The following is an 18002-nucleotide window of genomic DNA, read 5'->3' as shown; positions in this document are numbered from 1 at the left end:
TTCGAGTTTCAATGTCATTAACACGATTTCGTAATTCGGATAGTGATGGTATCTGCAACAAACCGCAAAAATACTCCTTTGCATTAATGTGAGATTTTAAAATATTACCGTTAACTGACAAATTTTTACGGACTTGTAGTGGGGAGTCTTCACAAAAACCAGTTAGCTTTTCAAACCAGATATAAAGCTCCTTTTAGTTGCATTGCGAGCTTATGTTACAGCTCGCTTTAATATATTTTCTTAAAACGTAACCATAGCTGAATGTTTTTTAGAACAATTATTTACTATGGTCAATATGAGTAATTTATTTTTAATAAAAATTATCGCTCTTGTTACATATTCTCAAATTCTGCCATTACTAATTGCTCTACTTTATTGCGGCTGGCAATCATTGTCTCAAAATCTGTTTTAACACTTTCTAAAACAACGGGCGGATTAATGCGCTTGATTCTTTCAAATTGAACGGCTTCGGTTTCATCATATGCAAGTATTGCTAAGGTGACTTTGTTACGATTAATGCCGTTTGTAAACACGCCTTCGGTGTCGAGACGAATTAACACACGTTCTAATGCTTGTAACCATTGTTGCCAGTGCTGTTGTGATTGTTCATCAGTTACACTGAAATCTGTATCATTGAGTTCATAGCAAGCTTCTTCAGTGCTGGTAAAGTATTCAGAGTAGGTTTCAAGTGAAGGAAAGTCATCCGGATTCCATTTTGCCAATAAAAAGTCATCCTCTTCGTTATCGTATTCTTCTTCAAAGACTTCTTTTAAATCGGATAAAGTATTAAACATTGGCAGCAGGCTGTAGCTTCCAGTGTGATAAAACCCGAGTACATAAAGATCGTGACCGTGATCGTGTACAATTTTAGTGAATCCTGCTTTCGCATCTAAATATAGGGTTTGTTCAAAGTTTTCTATATTGTTCATCAAAATAATAACTCCTTTTAAGTGGGTTATTATTCTATAAATATATGAGGTGTTTTGCGAGGTCTATGTTTTACATAATAGCCAGAACACGCCCCAGCTATTATGGTGTTATTGACTAACCATCACTTGTAATTGTATTAATTAATTCACTTAATACCGTTTTGGCTTGGTTTGTTTCTACTTGGCAAGTACCTGCATTTAAATGCCCGCCACCATTGTATTTAAGGCACAGTTCGCCAACATTGGTGTTTGAACTGCGGTTAGTGATTGATTTACCAATCGCGTACACAATATTTTGCTTTTTAAGCCCCCACATTTTATGAATCGAGATATTGCAGTTAGGGTACATGGCATAAATTACAAAGCGGTTGGTGGCATAAATAGTTTCTTCTTTAGTTAAATCAAGCACTACTAAATTGTTATGGACTGCAGCGCAGCGGCTTATTTGTTCTTTTGCCTGTTGATTATGTTCGTTATACAAAGCAACGCGTTCGGCTACGTCTTCCATTTGTAGTATTTTCTCAATGCTTTGATCTTTGCAGGCGTCAATGAGTTTCATCATTAATTGGTAGTTTGAAATTTTAAACTCGCGAAAACGACCAAGGCCTGTGCGTGCATCCATAATAAAGTTCATTAATACCCAATCAGTTGGGTTTAATATTTCGTCTTTTGAAAACTGAGCTGCATCACCTTTGTCTACCGCTTCCATCATTTCTGTGGAAATAGTTGGAAACTTTTCTACGCCGCCGTAGTAGTCATAAACAACACGAGCAGCCGATGGGGCGAGTGGGTCGATAATATGGTTTTTAATGTCGCTTGAGTTACGTACTGTTTCGCTAAGGTGATGATCAAATGCAATGTGGCAGCCTGCAACGTAGGGGAGGTTAGTGGTGATATCGTTTTCGGTAATATCTATTTTTCCATCTTGCATGTCTTTTGGGTGAACAAATACAATGTCGTCTATTAGGTCTAAGTCTTTGAGCAGTACGGCGCATACTAGGCCATCAAAATCGCTGCGAGTGACTAGTCTAAATTTATTATTGGGCATGGCTGTTCCATTTTTTTAATTGAGATATCAATTGAGTGTAACAGCTAATATTTTTTTTGAGAGATCTGCTTAAAAAAAATACACAAAAAGCCAAAGTAAATGCTTTAGCTTTTGTTAGGGCGTGTTTATGTGGTAAATGGTTTATGCGCCAGGGCCACATTCCATACAGTGGTTAATAATATCAGGGCCAAATTTAAGTTTGGCGTTTAGGTCGCGCAGTGCGGTGCGTAACCCTTCTTCGATAACAGGGTGGTAGTATGGCATATCGAGCATTTGTGGTACGGTCATTTTATTTTGAACGGCCCATGCTAGTAAATGTGCTATGTGCTCTGCTTGTGGGCCAATAAACTCAGCACCTAAAAATAAACCTGTGCCTTGCTCTGCGTAAACACGCATGTGGCCTTTATTTTTAAGCATTACTCGGCTACGGCCTTGGTTTTCAAAGCTGACTTCACCTACTTCAAAGCAACCACATTCACCTAAACGGTCGGTGATATTTTTGTAGCTTTCGCCGACCATTGCTATTTGTGGGTCGCTAAATACCGCTGCAATTTGAGCTCTACGCAAGCCTATTCGAACATCTGGAAAGCGCCCTGCATTTTGTCCTGCAATAGTACCTTGATCCGATGCTTCATGTAGCAGTGGGATCATGTTGCTAGCGTCACCCGCTATAAATATGTTTGAGTCGCCACATTGCATAGTGCGTGCATCGGCAATGGGTACGCCGCGCTCATCAAGCTCAATGCCGGTGTTTTCAAGTCCAAGCTTGTCTACGTTAGGTACTCGGCCTGTGGCTGCAAGTACGTAGTCAAACTGTTCGGTGTGTTTGTCACCTTGTTTGTCGGTGTAAGTTAGCTGTGCTTTGTCGCCAACTTGCATCATGTCAGATACGTTTGAGTCGGTATCTACAAAAAATTCTTGAGCAAAAACTGTGTTTGCGTAATCTCTTACTACAGGGTCGGTAAGTGGGCCAATTGCGCCGCCTACACCAAACAGTTTTACATTTACGCCTAGTCGGCTAAGTGCTTGGCCAATTTCAAGACCTATAACGCCTGGGCCAAATACAGCAACTGATTCTGGTAGGTCGTCCCAATCAAATACGTCGTCGTTTATAACCAGTTTGTCGCCAAAATTGTTAAATACGCCAGGGTATGAAGGGCGTGAACCGGTGGCAATTACAAAGCGCTTAGCGGTAATAATTGTGTGGTCGTCTATTTGTACGCGATTAGCGTCTAAAAATTGTGCGTAACCACGAATTTTATCATCATCGGGTAATTCATCTACGGCTTCCACTACAAATCCTGCAAAGCGATCGCGTTCACTTTTAACGCGTGCCATGACTGCCTTACCGTCAATGATAGGCTTTGAGCTATGTACACCAAATGCAGGGGCCATTTCAATTGAATGAGCGGCTTCCGCTGCGGCAATCAATAATTTGCTTGGCATACAACCAACACGGGCGCATGTTGTGCCGTACGGGCCTGATTCAATCATTAATACGTTTTGTGTAAACTGTTTAGCATTACGATAAGCACTTAAACCAGCAGTACCAGCACCTATAACAACAATATCGGTTTGCAATTCTTTCATAGCGTTTTCCTTTAATAAACAGAGGCTTTAAGGCCCCTGTTAATTTTTTACTTAATTAAGCAAAGTATTTTTCTAAATCGTCTGAACCGCCAATGTGTTTACCACCAATAAATATTTGTGGAACAGTCTCACGACCAGATATTGCTTTAAGACTTGTTAGCGATGCGCCTGAGCCCATCGTGATCTCTTCGTATGCAAAGCCTTTTTCTGTTAGTAGCGCTTTCGCTTTTTTACAGAATGGACAGCCAGGTTTTGTAAATATGCTTACAGGCTCTGGTTTAGCTTGCTTAGGGTTTATGTAGTCAAGCATTGTATCTGCGTCAGATACTTCAAACGGGTCGCCTGGTAAGTCTGGTTCGATGAACATTTTGTCAATCACACCATCTTTAACTAGCATAGAGTATCTCCAGCTGCGCTTACCAAAGCCTAGGTCGTTCTTGTCTACTAACATACCCATGCCGTCAGTAAATTCGCCGTTGCCGTCTGGTAATAAAGTAATGTTTTGCGCTTCTTGATGCTCAGCCCATGCATTCATTACAAAGGTATCGTTTACTGATAAACATACTATTTCGTCAACGCCATTTTGCTTAAGTACGCCCGCTAATTCGTTATAACGTGGTAAATGAGTTGATGAACATGTTGGTGTAAATGCACCTGGTAGTGAAAACACGACAACGGTTTTACCTTTAAAAATGTCATCAGTTGTTACTGATTTCCATTCGTCATTTTGACGAGTTGCAAATGTAACGCTCGGGATTGTTTGGCCTTCAATATTGTTTAACATAGTTTTTGTTCCTCTTGATTTGTTGATAGCCATTATGGCGAACAATTAAATATAGTTCCAATCGTTTGTTTGTATTAAACTGATAGTTATAAACTATCACGTAGAGCTGAATATGAACTTAAAAGATTTTGAATATGTAAAAGCAATAGCGCACTACAAGCATTTTCGCAAAGCCGCTGATGCCTGTTTTGTAAGTCAGCCTACATTAAGTGGTCAAGTAAAAAAACTTGAAAATGAGCTCGGCGTTACTTTGTTTGACCGTTCAACTAAGCAGGTTACCTTAACAGTAAAAGGCGCTCGTTTATTGACACAAATAGAGATTATTTTAGAGCAAACGCAAATACTCAAAGAACTTGCCGCTACGTCTAACGAACCACTACAAGGCAAGTTGACCATAGGTATTATTCCTACCATTGCGCCTTATTTATTACCTGCGTTATTAACATCGATGAAAGCGGCGTTTATTGATAGCCAGTTTTCGTTTATTGAAATGCAAACGGCCACTATTCTAGAGGCCCTTAACAGTGGTCAGCTCGATTTTGCAATTTTGGCCGATGTGCCAGAGCTTAAAAATTACCATACTGTTAATTTATACAAAGAAGATTTTTTGGTTGCTGTATCGCACGACAATACGTTATCAAAGCATAAAAAAGTATCACTCAGTGACTTACAAGATTGCAGCCTGTTAATGTTAAGTGATGGTCATTGCTTTAAAGATCAAGCCCAAAAGTTTTGTTTTTCTGCCGGTGTTGACGTATCTAATCAGTATCAGGGGAATAGTTTAGAGACTTTACTTGCGCTGGTGGCTATGGATGACGGTATTACATTTGTTCCAAAGTTGGCGTGTACCGACCGTATAGGAATTGATTATTTACCTATATTTCCTAATCAGCAGCGTAATGTGGTGTTTGCATGTAGAAAACATTATCCGCATTTATCGGGCGTTGAACAATTGGGTGAGTGGTTGTCGGCTCACCCTAATTTAAAAGCTAAATTGACTAAAAAAATTAATTAAAATATTTAAAGCTCTTGGCTAATTATTTCTACTACATCGTTAATTTGCACGCCTGGCAGCGGTTTATCATCAATACTGACTGCAATAGCGGTTTGTTGATACAGCTGCTCTATGCGAATTGTATTAAGAGTAGTCACCGTATGGGGCATAATATTACCTGCGGCATCAGTTAAATAATTATGATGTGCAATGCTTAGCATTTGGCCTTTTTTTAGACCATGCGCCTTGCCTAAATTAATAACGACTTTACCGTTTTCCATATGCATTATTTTACCTTGTGTAGGTAGGCATGCCATAGCCGCTTGAATATCGTAGCTTATAGATTGGTTTATATTATTAATATTTTGTCCATAAGCCGACTGCCAAAATTTATCACTATTAACATCGACTATGGCTGTTTTTTTAAATGGCCATACCGCTTGGCTATGGTAGCTGTTTTGCCAAAGTTGTTCGTAGGTAGTGCCGTCAAACAGGACAAATTCAATGCTGTAACTGCGTTGATAGCTTTCGTCTTGCCAAAATGCGTAATCGCTATTTAATTTGTCGCTAGCTGATAAGTTAGTTATTTGGCTAAGTAGAACGTATTGTGCATTACTGCGAGAAGCGATTTCTTCTAGTTGCGCGTTTGAGTAGTCATGCTGCTGAGAAAAGTATTTATCAACTTTAATCGCATTCTTGTAATAGGCTACAGGTACTGCGCTCATTTTTGACTTTTGTAATGAGGTAAAAATATTTTTGCTAACGGCTTTATTTATGTCAAATATTTGACCCAGTCTAGCTTGCTCGCGATGATTAAGCTGACTTTGTGTTATGGCTACAAATTTATTAAAACTGCTTTGTGGGCAGTGCTCTGTTTGAGAAAAAATATCGAGACGTAGTGTAATTGCAAATTTATTGCTGTATTGATTTTCGCTAACAAGTTCAATTTTTTGTATTTCGCCGTGGCTACTTATTTTTAGCTGATCTTGCATCAATACACCATCTACTAAGGTTTGTACCGAACTGACCCTTGCGCCAGAGAAGACTAATGCTTGTGTAATTGCATCTTTTATTGCTGCAGATTTAGCTGCACTCACATCGCCGTTTTGAACTTGTGCGTGGCCGGTCGATTCATACCATTGTGCTTTTGTAAAAGGCGAAAACGTTAATAATGCCGTTGCGCTTAACCCCGCAAATGCTAACGATAAAAACGATTTCATACTCTTACTCCCATTAAACTTTAGCTAGTGTATTGGTTAGAGCAAGGACTGTACCAATATTATGTCAAAGCCTAAAACAACACTATAAATGGCATTAAACGTGCATAAGTTAGGTTAATTAATATTTAAGGGCTAGGTACTATGCGCGTAATTACATTACTTATTACACTTGGCTGTTTAACCTTAAGTGGTTGCAGTAGCGTTTTTGATAAACATGTTGAATATAAATATGTAGAGCCAAATAATTACCCAACTTTAAAAGCAGTAGGGTACGCACCCATTAGCTTGCAACAGGGAAATAATAGCTCACAAAAGCAATTGATGGCTATTAAAGCCTCAAAATTAGAGGCTTACCGAGAGTTAACAGAGCAAGTTTACGGACAACAAATTACCGCAGGCACCACGGTTGAAGGCTCAATAGCAAAAGATGATTACTTACAAAGTAAGGTACATGGCATTATTAAAGGTGCACAAATCATAAAAACCTATGCAGTAAACGATACATATATAACAGAGCTTGAGCTTAATATGAAACGCGTACACGATTTATACATAGGTGAGATTAAACCACGTGAAGTTAAAAAAGTGACTTACTATTAGGGGTTGTTGACCCTTTGTGGTTGATTTTGCAGCAGGTTATTTGGTATTTATGCAAGGTAGAGTCGGTGTAGTGCAGTGTGGTTGTCCCTCGTAAGTGATTGACAAGGAAGCATAGATGCCAAACATGTGCTGCCCTCGGGTTTCATCTTAGAAGGGTTACTCATGTTGTTTACTGGGGTATAGAATGGATCGCCAGCAGCTTTGTTCAACTTTTATCTGCTTTATTAGGTTACAAATATCACGCCGCAATTAACACTTATACTAATCGGCATAAGTACTTGAATGATTGAACGAATTAAATTCCCCCATAACGTTGTTAAAATTTTTATTTAGAATAATAAAATTTTAATCTTGAAAGATCACCGCGCCCCAATCGAGCATAAAAAAGCCCCACTAATAATATTAGTAGGGCGCTTACAGGTTTAATTTTACGCTTTTAAGTTATGCACTAACTTATTATCAGTATTAATTACGCTACCACCTTGGTCATAGGTCATAGAAGAGGGGGCACCAATCAAAATTTCTTTTAATTGTTTTACGCTAAGTTGGGCTTGATGTGCCGCATGTGCGTTTACATCATTTTGCTTTTGGCATTGCTCAAGTTTTTTGCGTATGAGTGTAATTAAATCTTTAACATTTGATGATTGCTCATCATTACTTGCTATTAGTGTATTTAATTCTTTATCGAGAGAACTTAGCTTAGTTAAAAAAGACATTTTTTGTTGGGCAATTTCTTTTAAACCTTCACCACGTCGCGATGCTATCGAATTAAGTTCTTCGTTCAATAAGTCATGTAAAGAATCCAAGCAATCAACTTGTTCATTAAGCTTAATTGTAATTAAACCGTTATGATCAGCCATACACGTCAAACTCAAAATCAGCTAAATTTTTAGCAAGCTTTTCGTTATCAATTTGGTACTTACCTTCAGTGATTGCTTTTTTCAACTCAGCCACTTTGTCACTATCAAAACCAGTCGACTGTTGCGCTTTGTCTTGAAGTGTTTTTAATTGTTGAGCTTGTGGTGTTATGCTTACCGAGTCGCTTGCAGCTTTAGGTGAAGCAGACTGAGCCACTTGTGTATTTGTATTATCTCTTTGTAAATCAACTTTTTGCTGTTTAGTGTTAGTTAAAACACTTGCTTGTTGATTACCTTTATTAACTTGATTGACCATAATAATAAACCTGTATATTACCCAACTATGCTAAGTTATCGGCATATCCATAGGATACTTTAGTATAAATTTATATTAAATATTCACTTGTACGGACTCTACACCATCTACTCGTGCATTTAAAACTTTACCTGTTTTTTTGTTCTTAACATTTATTTGTTCACCAAGTATTCCATCTTCTAAAGCAATACCTGAGGTTTTTACTCTAAGTCCTTTAATATTAGCATAAATAGTGACAGGGTCGCCTTTACAGACCATACATATTTGATTCAATAATACGGGCGTGCCGCTTCTTATATTTCGCTTACTGCGACTGCCAATAAGTACTTTTAGATCATCTAAGTATTGCGCTCTAATAAAATGCGTGCGTTTCATCTCAATGGTGAGGTGAGAGCTTGTTATAATTTCACCTCGCGCTAAATTTGTGCTCGTGACCACAACTGGCGCCATTTCGACTATTCTAACGTGTACGTATTGTGCCCAGCTTTGCGCATCGTTACATTTTATCTGTAATGTAACTTGGCGATTAAAGGGGGGATCGCTAGGAATTAAAAGCTCAGGCTCCGTGTTACAGGTACGATCTGGTATGCGACTATCCAGTGGTAAAGCACTTAAGTCTAGCTGCGTATCGTTTGAAATATTAATTTGAGCTGCAACATAAGATATAGCCATCTCCTGCAGTAAATCTTTATCAAAGACTTTGGCTTGTACAGAGAATACTAAACTGAGGCTAGCAACAAAATAAAAAACACTGTATCTTCTGATTTTTTTTAACAAACTCATAATGTTTCGACTATGCTTATGGTTTCAAACAGGGTATAAATATTTTGCGTCAAAAAAAAGACGCTCCCGTGATGTTATGTAAGCTTTATAAACAGAAAGCAATTATCATTCCGTAATACTTGTTTTCTTTAGGAGATTTGAATGGCAGGCATTTTAGACTCAGTAAACCAGCGCACTCAGTTGGTTGGGCAGAACCGCCTAGAATTACTATTATTTAAGCTCAGGGGTAGGCAGCGTTTTGGTATTAACGTATTTAAAGTGAGAGAAGTGCTTCAATGTCCTCCACTAACGAGTATGCCAAAGTCTAATCCTTATATTCGTGGTGTTGCTCATATTCGTGGTCAAACTATCTCAGTTATTGATCTGTCTATGGCTGTGGGTGGACGCCCAATCGAAAATATTACAGACAGTTTTATAATAATCGCTGAATATAACCGAACAGTACAAGGTTTTTTAGTTGGCGGTGTAGAGCGTATCGTAAATATGAATTGGGAAAAAATAATGCCTCCACCATCAGGTGCAGGGCGCTATTCATATTTAACAGCGGTAACTGAAATAGAAAATGAGCTTGTTGAAATACTTGACGTAGAAAAAATACTTAATGAAATTTGCCCAGTTGATACTGAAGTAAGTGCTGAAATTGCAGAAAGTGGTGACATGCAAAAAGATTTAGGCGAGCGAATTATTTTTATCGCTGATGACTCTGCTGTTGCACGTAACCAAGTTAAAAGAGCGCTAGAACCTTTAGGTGTTCAAATAGAGCTTGCTAAAAATGGTAAAGAAGCACTCATTCGATTAAAAGAAATAGCAAAGCTTGACTGTAAAAATGATATTACGGAACGTGTTGCGCTACTTATATCTGATGTAGAAATGCCAGAAATGGATGGATATACGTTAACCGCAGAAATAAAAGCAGATCCTAAGCTTGCTCCATTGCATGTTATTTTACATACCTCTTTAAGTGGTGTTTTTAACCAAGCAATGATTGAAAAGGTTGGTGCAGATGATTTTATTGCGAAATTCAACCCAGATGAACTAGCTACAGCAGTTAAAAAATGGGTTCATTGTGATTAATCTGAATAGGTGTCATTAACTTGAATAATAAAGATTTGCAGCAAGGTGAATACGATCAATTTCGTTTGTTTTTAGAGCAACAGTGCGGCATTGTTTTAGGCGAAAATAAACAGTACTTAGTTAAAAGTCGGCTCGCCCCGTTAATGGCTCGATTCAATGTAGAATCTTTATCGCAATTAGTTAGTAAGACGCTTGGTCCACATGAGCGTCAACTTCGTGCTGCTGTCGTTGATGCAATGACAACCAACGAAACATTGTGGTTTAGAGATCAATATCCATTTGAGCTTCTTCAAAGTAAGCTGTTCCCAGAATTTAAAGATTTGAAGCGGCCATTAAAAATTTGGTCTGCGGCTAGCTCTTCAGGGCAAGAACCTTATTCTATTGCGATGTCTGTGTCTGAATATCAAGCAAAACAGTCCAATGCGTTACGTATGGGGGCTCAAATCATTGGCACTGATATTTCTAATACTATGCTGGATATGTGTAAAAATGGCGAATATGACGCCCTTGCTTTAGCACGAGGGCTTTCAGCAGAGCGCCGCAAAAAGTTTTTTAAAGACAGCGGCAATGGCATGGCACAAATAAATGATACGGTTAAAAAACAAGTGAGCTTTAGGCACCTAAACTTACTTGATTCTTATGCGTTAATGGGTAAGTTTGATATTATTTTTTGCCGTAATGTGCTGATTTACTTTGCACCTGAGATAAAAGCTAAAATTATTAAACAATTTGCTCAGGCACTCAATCCAAAAGGCTACCTATTTTTGGGCGCATCGGAGTCGATGACCGGATTGAGTGATGAATTTGATATGGTACGCTGCAATCCTGGAATTATTTACCAAAAGAAAGTTTAATGTTTTCCCCTTCTATAAAATGACACTTTCAGTGTCATTTTTCTTTTAAATACATCCCCTTATAAAAATAGCTTTGCTGCTCTTATATATGGCTTATTTTTTGCTTTATATAAGACAAGTCAATTTTTTGGAGATGGTCATGGCTATCAGTTTTGATAAAGCATTAGGTTTGCATCCGCAAGCGATGTTAATACGTTCAAAAAGAGCAGAAGTAATTGCAGCCAATATTGCAAATGCTGATACGCCGGGATACAAAGCAAAAGATATCGATTTTGCCACAGCATTAAAAGCGGCAAAATCAAACCAACAAAGCGGCAATACAATGGTTAGAACCAATGCTAAACATATTGCTGGTGGAACTCGTAGTGTCGGTAATTCTGAGTTATTTCGCATGCCAAATCAAACAGATACGGGCGATGGTAACTCTGTTGATATACAAGTGGAACGAAACTTGTATACACAGAATGCTATGGAGTATCAGGCCAGCTTACAGTTTCTAGGTGGCAAATTTAAAGGTCTGAAAAAAGCACTCGGTAGTCAAGGAGCCTAATTATGAGTTTATACAATGTTTTTGATATAGCCGGTTCAGGTATGAGCGCACAGAATGTGCGTTTAAATACCACGGCTAGTAATATCTCGAATGCAAATACGATTAGCTCTTCTCAAGACAAAACGTACCGAGCACGGCAACCTGTATTTGCAGCTGAGTTGACTAAAGCGTCAGCATCAGTAAGTAATCCACAGGGATCGGCCGTTGGCGTTAAAGTGTTAGGCGTTGTTGAAAGTAACAAGCCATTACAAATTGAATATAACCCAAACCATCCAAGTGCAGATGAAAATGGCTATATTTATAAACCTAACGTTAATGTTGTTGAGGAGATGGCGAATATGATCTCAGCCTCTCGCTCCTATGAAACAAACGTGCAAGTTGCAGATGCAGCTAAGCAAATGTTAAGTAAAACACTGCTATTGGGCCAGCGGTAAATGAGGGTAGACCATGAGTAACGATATTAATACCTCAACATCCTATACGGACTCTTTGCGTTGGCAGGATAAACAGCCGGAAACTGCAAAGAAAAGTGATGCATTAACCCAAGAAGATTTCTTCTCGTTGTTAACGCAGCAGTTGTCGTTTCAAGATCCCAGCAAGCCAGCTGACAATGATCAAATGATTGCGCAAATGACAAATTTTACCATGGCTGAAGGTATCTCAAATCTAAATTCAAAATTTGAGTCTTTGGCAGCTTCAATGACTTCCAACTCGGCGTTGCAGGCATCAACCCTTGTCGGTAAGCAGGCATTAATCGGATCAAGTACATTAGAGCTTAACAGCAGTGGTGAAGCCAAAGGCACAATCGCAGCTGAAAAGCCTGTTAAAGATTTGAAACTCAGTATTACGGATGCGTCAGGACAACTTGTTAGAACCATTGAGTTAGGCACTCAAGCAGCAGGTGGCATACGATTTAACTGGGATGGAAAAAATGAAGCTGGCGAAAGTCTTCCTACGGGAGAATATAGCATAAAAGCTGAAGGGAGTATGGGGGAGGAGTTTACTAGCTTGCCTATAGCCTCATATAAAAACATTGAGAGCGTAAGTATTAATGGTGCTAATGGCATTATTCTTAACACCAAAGAAGGTGCGATTAAGCTGACTGATGTCGCAGAAATTGCATAAAGTATTTAAAATATATTTCTAGCCTAAGGCTAAATATTAATAGTTTAGAGGTCAATTATGAGCTTCAATATTGCGTTAACTGGCATCGCTGCCGCACAAAAAGATTTGGATGTTACTGCTAATAACATTGCTAATGTAAATACCACTGGCTTTAAAGAGTCTCGCGCTGAATTTGCTGATGTTTATGCATCGTCAGTGTTTACTTCAGGTAAAACTAAAGCTGGGGATGGTGTGCAAACAACATCGGTATCTCAACAATTTCACCAAGGTTCAACTTTAGGTACGAAAAATTCGCTCGACCTTGCTATTGGTGGTGATGGATACTTTGCGCTTAGTTCAGAGCTTGGCTCACAAGATCAAACCTTTACTCGTGCTGGTGCATTTAAATTAAATAAAGATAATTTTATCGTTGATTCACAGGGTAATTTTTTACAAGGTTTCCCTGTTGATGCAGTCAGTGGAGATGCAACATCGGTGAGCTTAAGTACCTCTACAGCAATCCAGATCCCTGACTCATCTGGTTCACCTCGCGCTACAACAAATGTGTATTCATCGTTTAGATTGGATTCAACCAAAGCACCACCATCTATTACACCATTTGACCCAACTCAAACGGGGTCATTTACTCACTCTACCTCAACGAACGTGTACGATTCGTTAGGTGAAGCACATACAATGCAATTGTATTTTGTGAAAACAGACTCGACTGTTACAGGTAATGCTAACGAATGGCAAACCTTTGCCACATTAGACGGTCAACCATTTAACCCAGATGGTAGTGCACAACCTACAGCGCCGTATAACCCAATTTCAACATTCCAGTTTGATGCTAATGGCATACCACTTAATACCAATGGTGCATTAAATACAGGAAATACATTCAACCCGGTCACGTTAACTGGCGCAAATATATCAGGACTTTTGAGTAATGGCGCAAGCTTTCCTAATAATGTAACAATAAATTGGCGTGACGAAGCTGGTACATCTTCAAAAATACCAACACAGCATGCAGGGGCTTTTGAAAATAAAGTATTAGATCAAGATGGTGCCGCAGTAGGCCGATTAGCGAATATTGATATTGGCGTAGATGGAAAAATTGTTGCGTCTTATAGCAATGGCGACTCTACCTATTTAGGGCAAGTTGCATTAACTCGCTTTTCTAATTCTCAAGGCCTACAACAAGTCGGAAATACTTCTTGGAAGAAAAGTTTAACTTCTGGTGAGCCGATAGCCGGTGAAGCTAATTCAGGTGCATTTGGCAAAATTAACTCATCAGCATTAGAACAATCAAATGTTAATTTAACAAATGAGCTTGTTGATTTAATTAGTGCACAACGTAACTTCCAAGCTAACTCACGTGCGCTTGAAGTGAATTCAACACTACAGCAAGCCATTTTACAGATACGATAATTTAAATTTTTATCGACTAAATATATTAGGCTGCCTTGTTGCAGCCTTTTTTATTATCTAGAGTTAGAATAATAGGATATAAAACTCATCTATTCCGACAGCGATTTTTTATCATTATTAGGCAGTAAATTAGCTTAAGTGGTATCAGCATTTTTCTTTTGAATACAGGGTAATTGCATCAAAATAGCTGCCTTTAGCTTGATATAACTACCATTATCCCCGCTCAAACACGTCAATTTCAATTTCATACTTCTTTGGCATCTATTTTGCATTTACTTAATTAGAGATTTTTTATGTGAGTCGATGTTATGGACAAAATGGTCTACATTGCGGCGTCTGGTGCAAAACAAAGCCTGCAAGGGTTAGCACTTAAAGCCAATAATTTGGCGAATGCTAATACAACGGGGTTTAAATCCGATTTTGCACAAGCGCGTTCTATGCAAGCGTTTGGTGAGGGTTTACCAACGCGTGTATTTTCAATGCAAGAACGTCCAGGTTCAAACATGGCATCGGGCGGTATTATTCAAACCGGTCGTGACTTAGATATCGCAATGAGTGACAACGCCTGGCTTAGTGTGCAAGATGCATCAGGAAATGAAGCATATACAAAAGTAGGTACGCTTAACATCACAGCCGAAGGCATGCTAGTTACAAGCGGTGGTCGTCAAGTTATTGGCGAAGGTGGTCCCGTTATATTACCAGTGCCAATTGAAAAAATTGCATTTAGTGAAGACGGTGCAATTCAAGTTCGTCCGCAAGGTGCACCCGCTACTTTTTTAGAAGAGATCGGCAGACTTAAAGTAGTTGAAGCAAATAACGCACAGCTTGAAAAAGGCAATGATGGTTTATTTAGGCCAAAGCCAGATCAAACTGTTGAGACGTCTGCCAATGTAAAAGTATTGAGTGGTAGCTTAGAGATGTCGAATGTGAATCCAGTTCACGAAATGGTCGATATGATCAGCCATCAACGCCAATTTGAATTACAAGTGAAACTAATGAAAACAGCTGAACAAATTGACGAACGTCAAGATCAGTTATTACGCATAGTTTAGCTTTAAAGTGAGGACATTATTATGAATCCAGCATTGTGGATAAGTAAAACAGGGCTTGATGCTCAACAAACTGATATTTCGGTTATTTCAAATAACTTAGCCAACGCAAGTACTGTTGGTTATAAAAAGAGCCGCGCAATTTTTGAAGATTTACTCTATCAAAATATTAATCAACCAGGTGGACGTTCGTCGCAAGACACTGAAATGCCGTCTGGTTTAATGCTTGGCGCTGGTGCGAAAGTGGTTGCTAACCAAAAGAACTTCTCACAAGGCAACATGCTAACTACTGAAAACTCATTAGATTGGATGATTTCAGGTCCTGGCTTTTTTGAAGTACTGCAACCAGATGGCAATATTGCTTATTCGCGCAATGGACAATTTACAACTGACGGTAACGGACGAATTGTAACCTCGGGTGCGGGTTATGTTGTTCAGCCAGAAATGAATGTGCCAGATGACGCAAAGTCGATAACGATATCTCAAGATGGTGAGGTGTCAGTAAAGGTTGGAGGGCAAGCCGAAAACGTTGTTATTGGTCAGCTGACGATTAGTGACTTTATCAATCCATCTGGTCTAGAGCCTGTAGGGCAAAACTTATATACCGAAACGGCAGTAAGTGGTGCGCCTGTACAAGGCAATCCGGGTGTTGAGGGTTTAGGTACGATTATTCAAGGCTCACTTGAAACGTCAAACGTCAATGTAACCGAAGAATTAGTAAACCTAATTGAAACGCAGAGAATTTATGAAATGAACTCAAAAGTAATTTCAGCAGTTGATGAAATGATGAGTTATATCAATCAGCAATTATAAGGTTTAAGGGGCAGTTTATGCGTAATATCATGCTATTTACAGCAGGCACTTTGCTTTTAAGTGGCTGTATATCAACACCTAATAGTGAGGTGGTTCAAGACGACCCTTACTACGCACCAATGTACCCAGAACCTAATTTAGAGCCTGTTGTAGCAACGGGATCGTTGTTTAATGTAAACGTATCTAACGACTTGTATGCAGATAGAAAAGCACTGCGCACTGGCGATATTATTACAGTTAAACTACAAGAATCGACTCAAGCAACAAAAGCTGCAAAAACAGAAACAGATAAAGAAACCGATGCAAGCCTTGACCCTGTTGTTGGCTTAGGGGGCTTACCGGTTAATATTGGCGGTGACAGTATTCAATTTGGTATTGGCAGCGATTCTTCTTTTAAAGGGGATTCAAAATCAAACCAATCAAACAGCTTAGTTGGCGATATATCTGTAAACGTAATGCGTGTTTTACCAAACGGAAATTTAGTTATCCGTGGTGAAAAATGGTTAACGCTGAATACTGGTGAAGAGTTTATTCGTCTAGAAGGTTTAGTCCGCCCGCAAGATGTAACCTCAGATAACACCGTAGAATCAAACCGAATTGCTAATGCACGTATTCAGTATTCGGGTAAAGGGCAAACGCAAGAAGCGCAAACAGCCGGTTGGCTAACGCGCTTTTTCACAAGCTCACTCTTTCCTTTTTAGAGGACATTCAATATGAATGGATTTAAATTTTTCTGTTTAATAGTTTTATTCGCAAGCCAATTTTCGGCAAATGCAGAACGTATTAAAGATATCTCTATGGTGGAAGGTGTGCGCTCTAACCAATTAGTTGGTTATGGTTTAGTGGTTGGTTTACCTGGCACTGGCGAACAAAGTCAGTTCACACAACAAAGCTTTAAAGGAATGTTAAGTAATTTTGGTATTACATTACCTTCTAATTTAAAGCCTAAAATTAAAAATGTCGCAGCTGTTGCAGTACATGCAGAACTGCCTGCATTTAGAAAACCTGGGCAAACAATCGATATTACAGTCTCATCTATCGGTAGCGCAGGTAGTTTGCGCGGAGGGACTTTAATACAAACGTTTTTAAAAGGTGTTGATGGCAATGTATACGCTATTGCGCAGGGAAGTCTTATTGTTGGAGGGCTAGGTGCGCAGGGTCTAGACGGCAGTAAGGTCGTTATTAATACTCCGACTGTGGGCCGAATTCCTAATGGTGCAACAGTCGAGCGGGCTGTTAAAAGTCCCTTTATGCAAGGGGATTACATTACTTTTAACTTAAATCGTCCAGATTTTACAACCGCAAAACGCCTAGAAAAAACGATAAATGATTTGGTTGGCCCAAATAGCGCTCAAGCAATTGATTCGGTCTCTATTCGTGTAATTGCCCCAAGAGATGCATCACAGCGTGTATCGTATTTATCAACGCTTGAAAATCTAGAATTTACACCGGCTGATATGGCGGCAAAAATTATAGTTAACTCACGTACGGGCACTATCGTAATAGGTAAAAATGTGAAATTACAGCCAGCGGCCATAACGCATGGCGGGTTAACCGTCACTATTGCTGAGCAACAAAACGTATCGCAACCAAATCCGCTAAGCGAAGGTGAAACTGTTGTAACGCAACAAAGTATTATTGATGTTAAGCAAGATGACTCTCGCGCCTTTGTATTTAACCCAGGTGTCAGCCTTGATGATTTGGTGCGTGCAATTAATGAAGTTGGCGCAGCACCGGGTGATCTAATGGCTATTCTTGAAGCTTTAAAAGAAGCAGGGGCTATTAACGGCCAGCTAGTGGTTATATAAATCGTTAAAAATAAGTCTTAGGGCCTGTTTATCTTTCGAGGTTAAATTTGCAGCAGACTGTTTGGTATTTAGGCAAGGCAGAGCCTATGTAGTGTGGTTATTCCCCATAAATAGGCGATAACGCAGCATAAATGCCAAACATGCGCTGCCCTTGGGTTCTGCCTAGGGGCAATTTACTCTTTGTTGCTCGGTTTTTAC

General features: G+C 39.2%; 20 protein-coding genes. 12 read left to right on the top strand and 8 right to left on the bottom strand.

What is annotated here, in order from left to right; translation table 11 throughout:
- Window positions 1–332: 332 nt before the first annotated feature.
- The 4 genes from H5119_RS12845 to H5119_RS12830 all read right to left on the bottom strand — a co-directional run bounded on the left by H5119_RS12845 (window position 333) and on the right by H5119_RS12830 (window position 4351).
- Entirely contained in the window at window positions 333–929 is a 597-nt protein-coding gene (locus tag H5119_RS12845; RefSeq protein WP_182702502.1) for a DUF4303 domain-containing protein, read from the bottom strand.
- 115 nt (window positions 930–1044) lie between these two features.
- Complete coding sequence (locus H5119_RS12840; protein ID WP_182702501.1) at window positions 1045–1977, bottom strand: exopolyphosphatase; 933 nt, start codon at window positions 1975–1977, stop codon at window positions 1045–1047.
- 141 nt (window positions 1978–2118) lie between these two features.
- On the bottom strand, window positions 2119–3567 hold the full coding sequence (locus H5119_RS12835; protein WP_182702500.1) for a dihydrolipoyl dehydrogenase: 1449 nt from the start codon (window positions 3565–3567) through the stop codon (window positions 2119–2121).
- A gap of 55 nt (window positions 3568–3622) precedes the next feature.
- Window positions 3623–4351: a glutathione peroxidase gene (locus H5119_RS12830; protein WP_077537196.1), complete on the bottom strand. Its 729-nt coding sequence runs from the start codon at window positions 4349–4351 to the stop codon at window positions 3623–3625.
- Between the two features lie 112 nt (window positions 4352–4463).
- Between H5119_RS12830 and H5119_RS12825 the strand changes: the two genes are divergently transcribed.
- Window positions 4464–5366, top strand: coding sequence for a LysR substrate-binding domain-containing protein (locus tag H5119_RS12825; protein WP_182702499.1), 903 nt, complete (start codon window positions 4464–4466; stop codon window positions 5364–5366).
- A gap of 5 nt (window positions 5367–5371) precedes the next feature.
- Here H5119_RS12825 and H5119_RS12820 read toward each other — a convergent pair whose 3' ends face one another.
- A complete protein-coding gene (locus H5119_RS12820; RefSeq protein ID WP_182702498.1) occupies window positions 5372–6565 on the bottom strand; it encodes a flagellar assembly protein FlgT in 1194 nt (397 codons plus the stop codon).
- A gap of 141 nt (window positions 6566–6706) precedes the next feature.
- Between H5119_RS12820 and H5119_RS12815 the strand changes: the two genes are divergently transcribed.
- Entirely contained in the window at window positions 6707–7165 is a 459-nt protein-coding gene (locus tag H5119_RS12815) for an LPP20 family lipoprotein (protein ID WP_182702497.1), read from the top strand.
- Window positions 7166–7593: 428 nt separating this feature from the next.
- Here H5119_RS12815 and flgN read toward each other — a convergent pair whose 3' ends face one another.
- From flgN to flgA, 3 genes are all read right to left on the bottom strand, one after another.
- Window positions 7594–8025, bottom strand: a complete 432-nt coding sequence (gene flgN / locus H5119_RS12810) for a flagellar protein FlgN (protein ID WP_077537200.1) — start codon at window positions 8023–8025, stop codon at window positions 7594–7596.
- The gene (gene flgM, locus H5119_RS12805) at window positions 8018–8338 is read right to left on the bottom strand and encodes a flagellar biosynthesis anti-sigma factor FlgM (RefSeq protein WP_077537201.1); all 321 of its coding nucleotides are present in this window, start codon (window positions 8336–8338) and stop codon (window positions 8018–8020) included. The genes flgN and flgM overlap by 8 nt, the downstream gene beginning before the upstream one ends.
- 75 nt (window positions 8339–8413) lie before the next feature.
- Entirely contained in the window at window positions 8414–9121 is a 708-nt protein-coding gene (gene flgA, locus H5119_RS12800; RefSeq protein WP_182702496.1) for a flagellar basal body P-ring formation chaperone FlgA, read from the bottom strand.
- A gap of 141 nt (window positions 9122–9262) precedes the next feature.
- Between flgA and H5119_RS12795 the strand changes: the two genes are divergently transcribed.
- The 10 genes from H5119_RS12795 to H5119_RS12750 all read left to right on the top strand — a co-directional run bounded on the left by H5119_RS12795 (window position 9263) and on the right by H5119_RS12750 (window position 17804).
- Window positions 9263–10195 (top strand): chemotaxis protein CheV, encoded by a 933-nt coding sequence (locus tag H5119_RS12795; protein ID WP_138586408.1) that lies wholly within the window; start codon window positions 9263–9265, stop codon window positions 10193–10195.
- A gap of 20 nt (window positions 10196–10215) precedes the next feature.
- Complete coding sequence (locus tag H5119_RS12790) at window positions 10216–11049, top strand: protein-glutamate O-methyltransferase CheR (RefSeq protein ID WP_077537204.1); 834 nt, start codon at window positions 10216–10218, stop codon at window positions 11047–11049.
- Between the two features lie 139 nt (window positions 11050–11188).
- Window positions 11189–11599 (top strand): flagellar basal body rod protein FlgB, encoded by a 411-nt coding sequence (gene flgB, locus H5119_RS12785; RefSeq protein WP_077537205.1) that lies wholly within the window; start codon window positions 11189–11191, stop codon window positions 11597–11599.
- A 2-nt stretch (window positions 11600–11601) separates the two neighbouring features.
- Window positions 11602–12033 carry a flagellar basal body rod protein FlgC gene (gene flgC / locus H5119_RS12780; protein WP_077537206.1) on the top strand — a complete coding sequence of 144 codons (432 nt, stop codon included), beginning with the start codon at window positions 11602–11604 and terminating at the stop codon, window positions 12031–12033.
- A 13-nt stretch (window positions 12034–12046) separates the two neighbouring features.
- Window positions 12047–12724: a flagellar hook assembly protein FlgD gene (locus tag H5119_RS12775; protein WP_077537207.1), complete on the top strand. Its 678-nt coding sequence runs from the start codon at window positions 12047–12049 to the stop codon at window positions 12722–12724.
- Window positions 12725–12781: 57 nt separating this feature from the next.
- Complete coding sequence (flgE, locus tag H5119_RS12770; RefSeq protein WP_077537208.1) at window positions 12782–14134, top strand: flagellar hook protein FlgE; 1353 nt, start codon at window positions 12782–12784, stop codon at window positions 14132–14134.
- Between the two features lie 308 nt (window positions 14135–14442).
- Window positions 14443–15186 carry a flagellar basal body rod protein FlgF gene (locus H5119_RS12765; RefSeq protein ID WP_077537209.1) on the top strand — a complete coding sequence of 248 codons (744 nt, stop codon included), beginning with the start codon at window positions 14443–14445 and terminating at the stop codon, window positions 15184–15186.
- 21 nt (window positions 15187–15207) lie between these two features.
- Window positions 15208–15996 (top strand): flagellar basal-body rod protein FlgG, encoded by a 789-nt coding sequence (gene flgG, locus H5119_RS12760; protein WP_077537210.1) that lies wholly within the window; start codon window positions 15208–15210, stop codon window positions 15994–15996.
- A gap of 17 nt (window positions 15997–16013) precedes the next feature.
- A complete protein-coding gene (gene flgH / locus H5119_RS12755) occupies window positions 16014–16697 on the top strand; it encodes a flagellar basal body L-ring protein FlgH (protein WP_077537211.1) in 684 nt (227 codons plus the stop codon).
- A 12-nt stretch (window positions 16698–16709) separates the two neighbouring features.
- A complete protein-coding gene (locus tag H5119_RS12750; RefSeq protein WP_182702495.1) occupies window positions 16710–17804 on the top strand; it encodes a flagellar basal body P-ring protein FlgI in 1095 nt (364 codons plus the stop codon).
- Window positions 17805–18002 lie beyond the last annotated feature (198 nt).

Source organism: Pseudoalteromonas sp. SG45-5, from assembly GCF_014164085.1.
Taxonomy (GTDB): Bacteria; Pseudomonadota; Gammaproteobacteria; order Enterobacterales; family Alteromonadaceae; genus Pseudoalteromonas; species Pseudoalteromonas aliena.
Note: the sequence above shows the minus strand (reverse complement) of the source record. Positions and strands in the feature narration are given on the sequence as shown.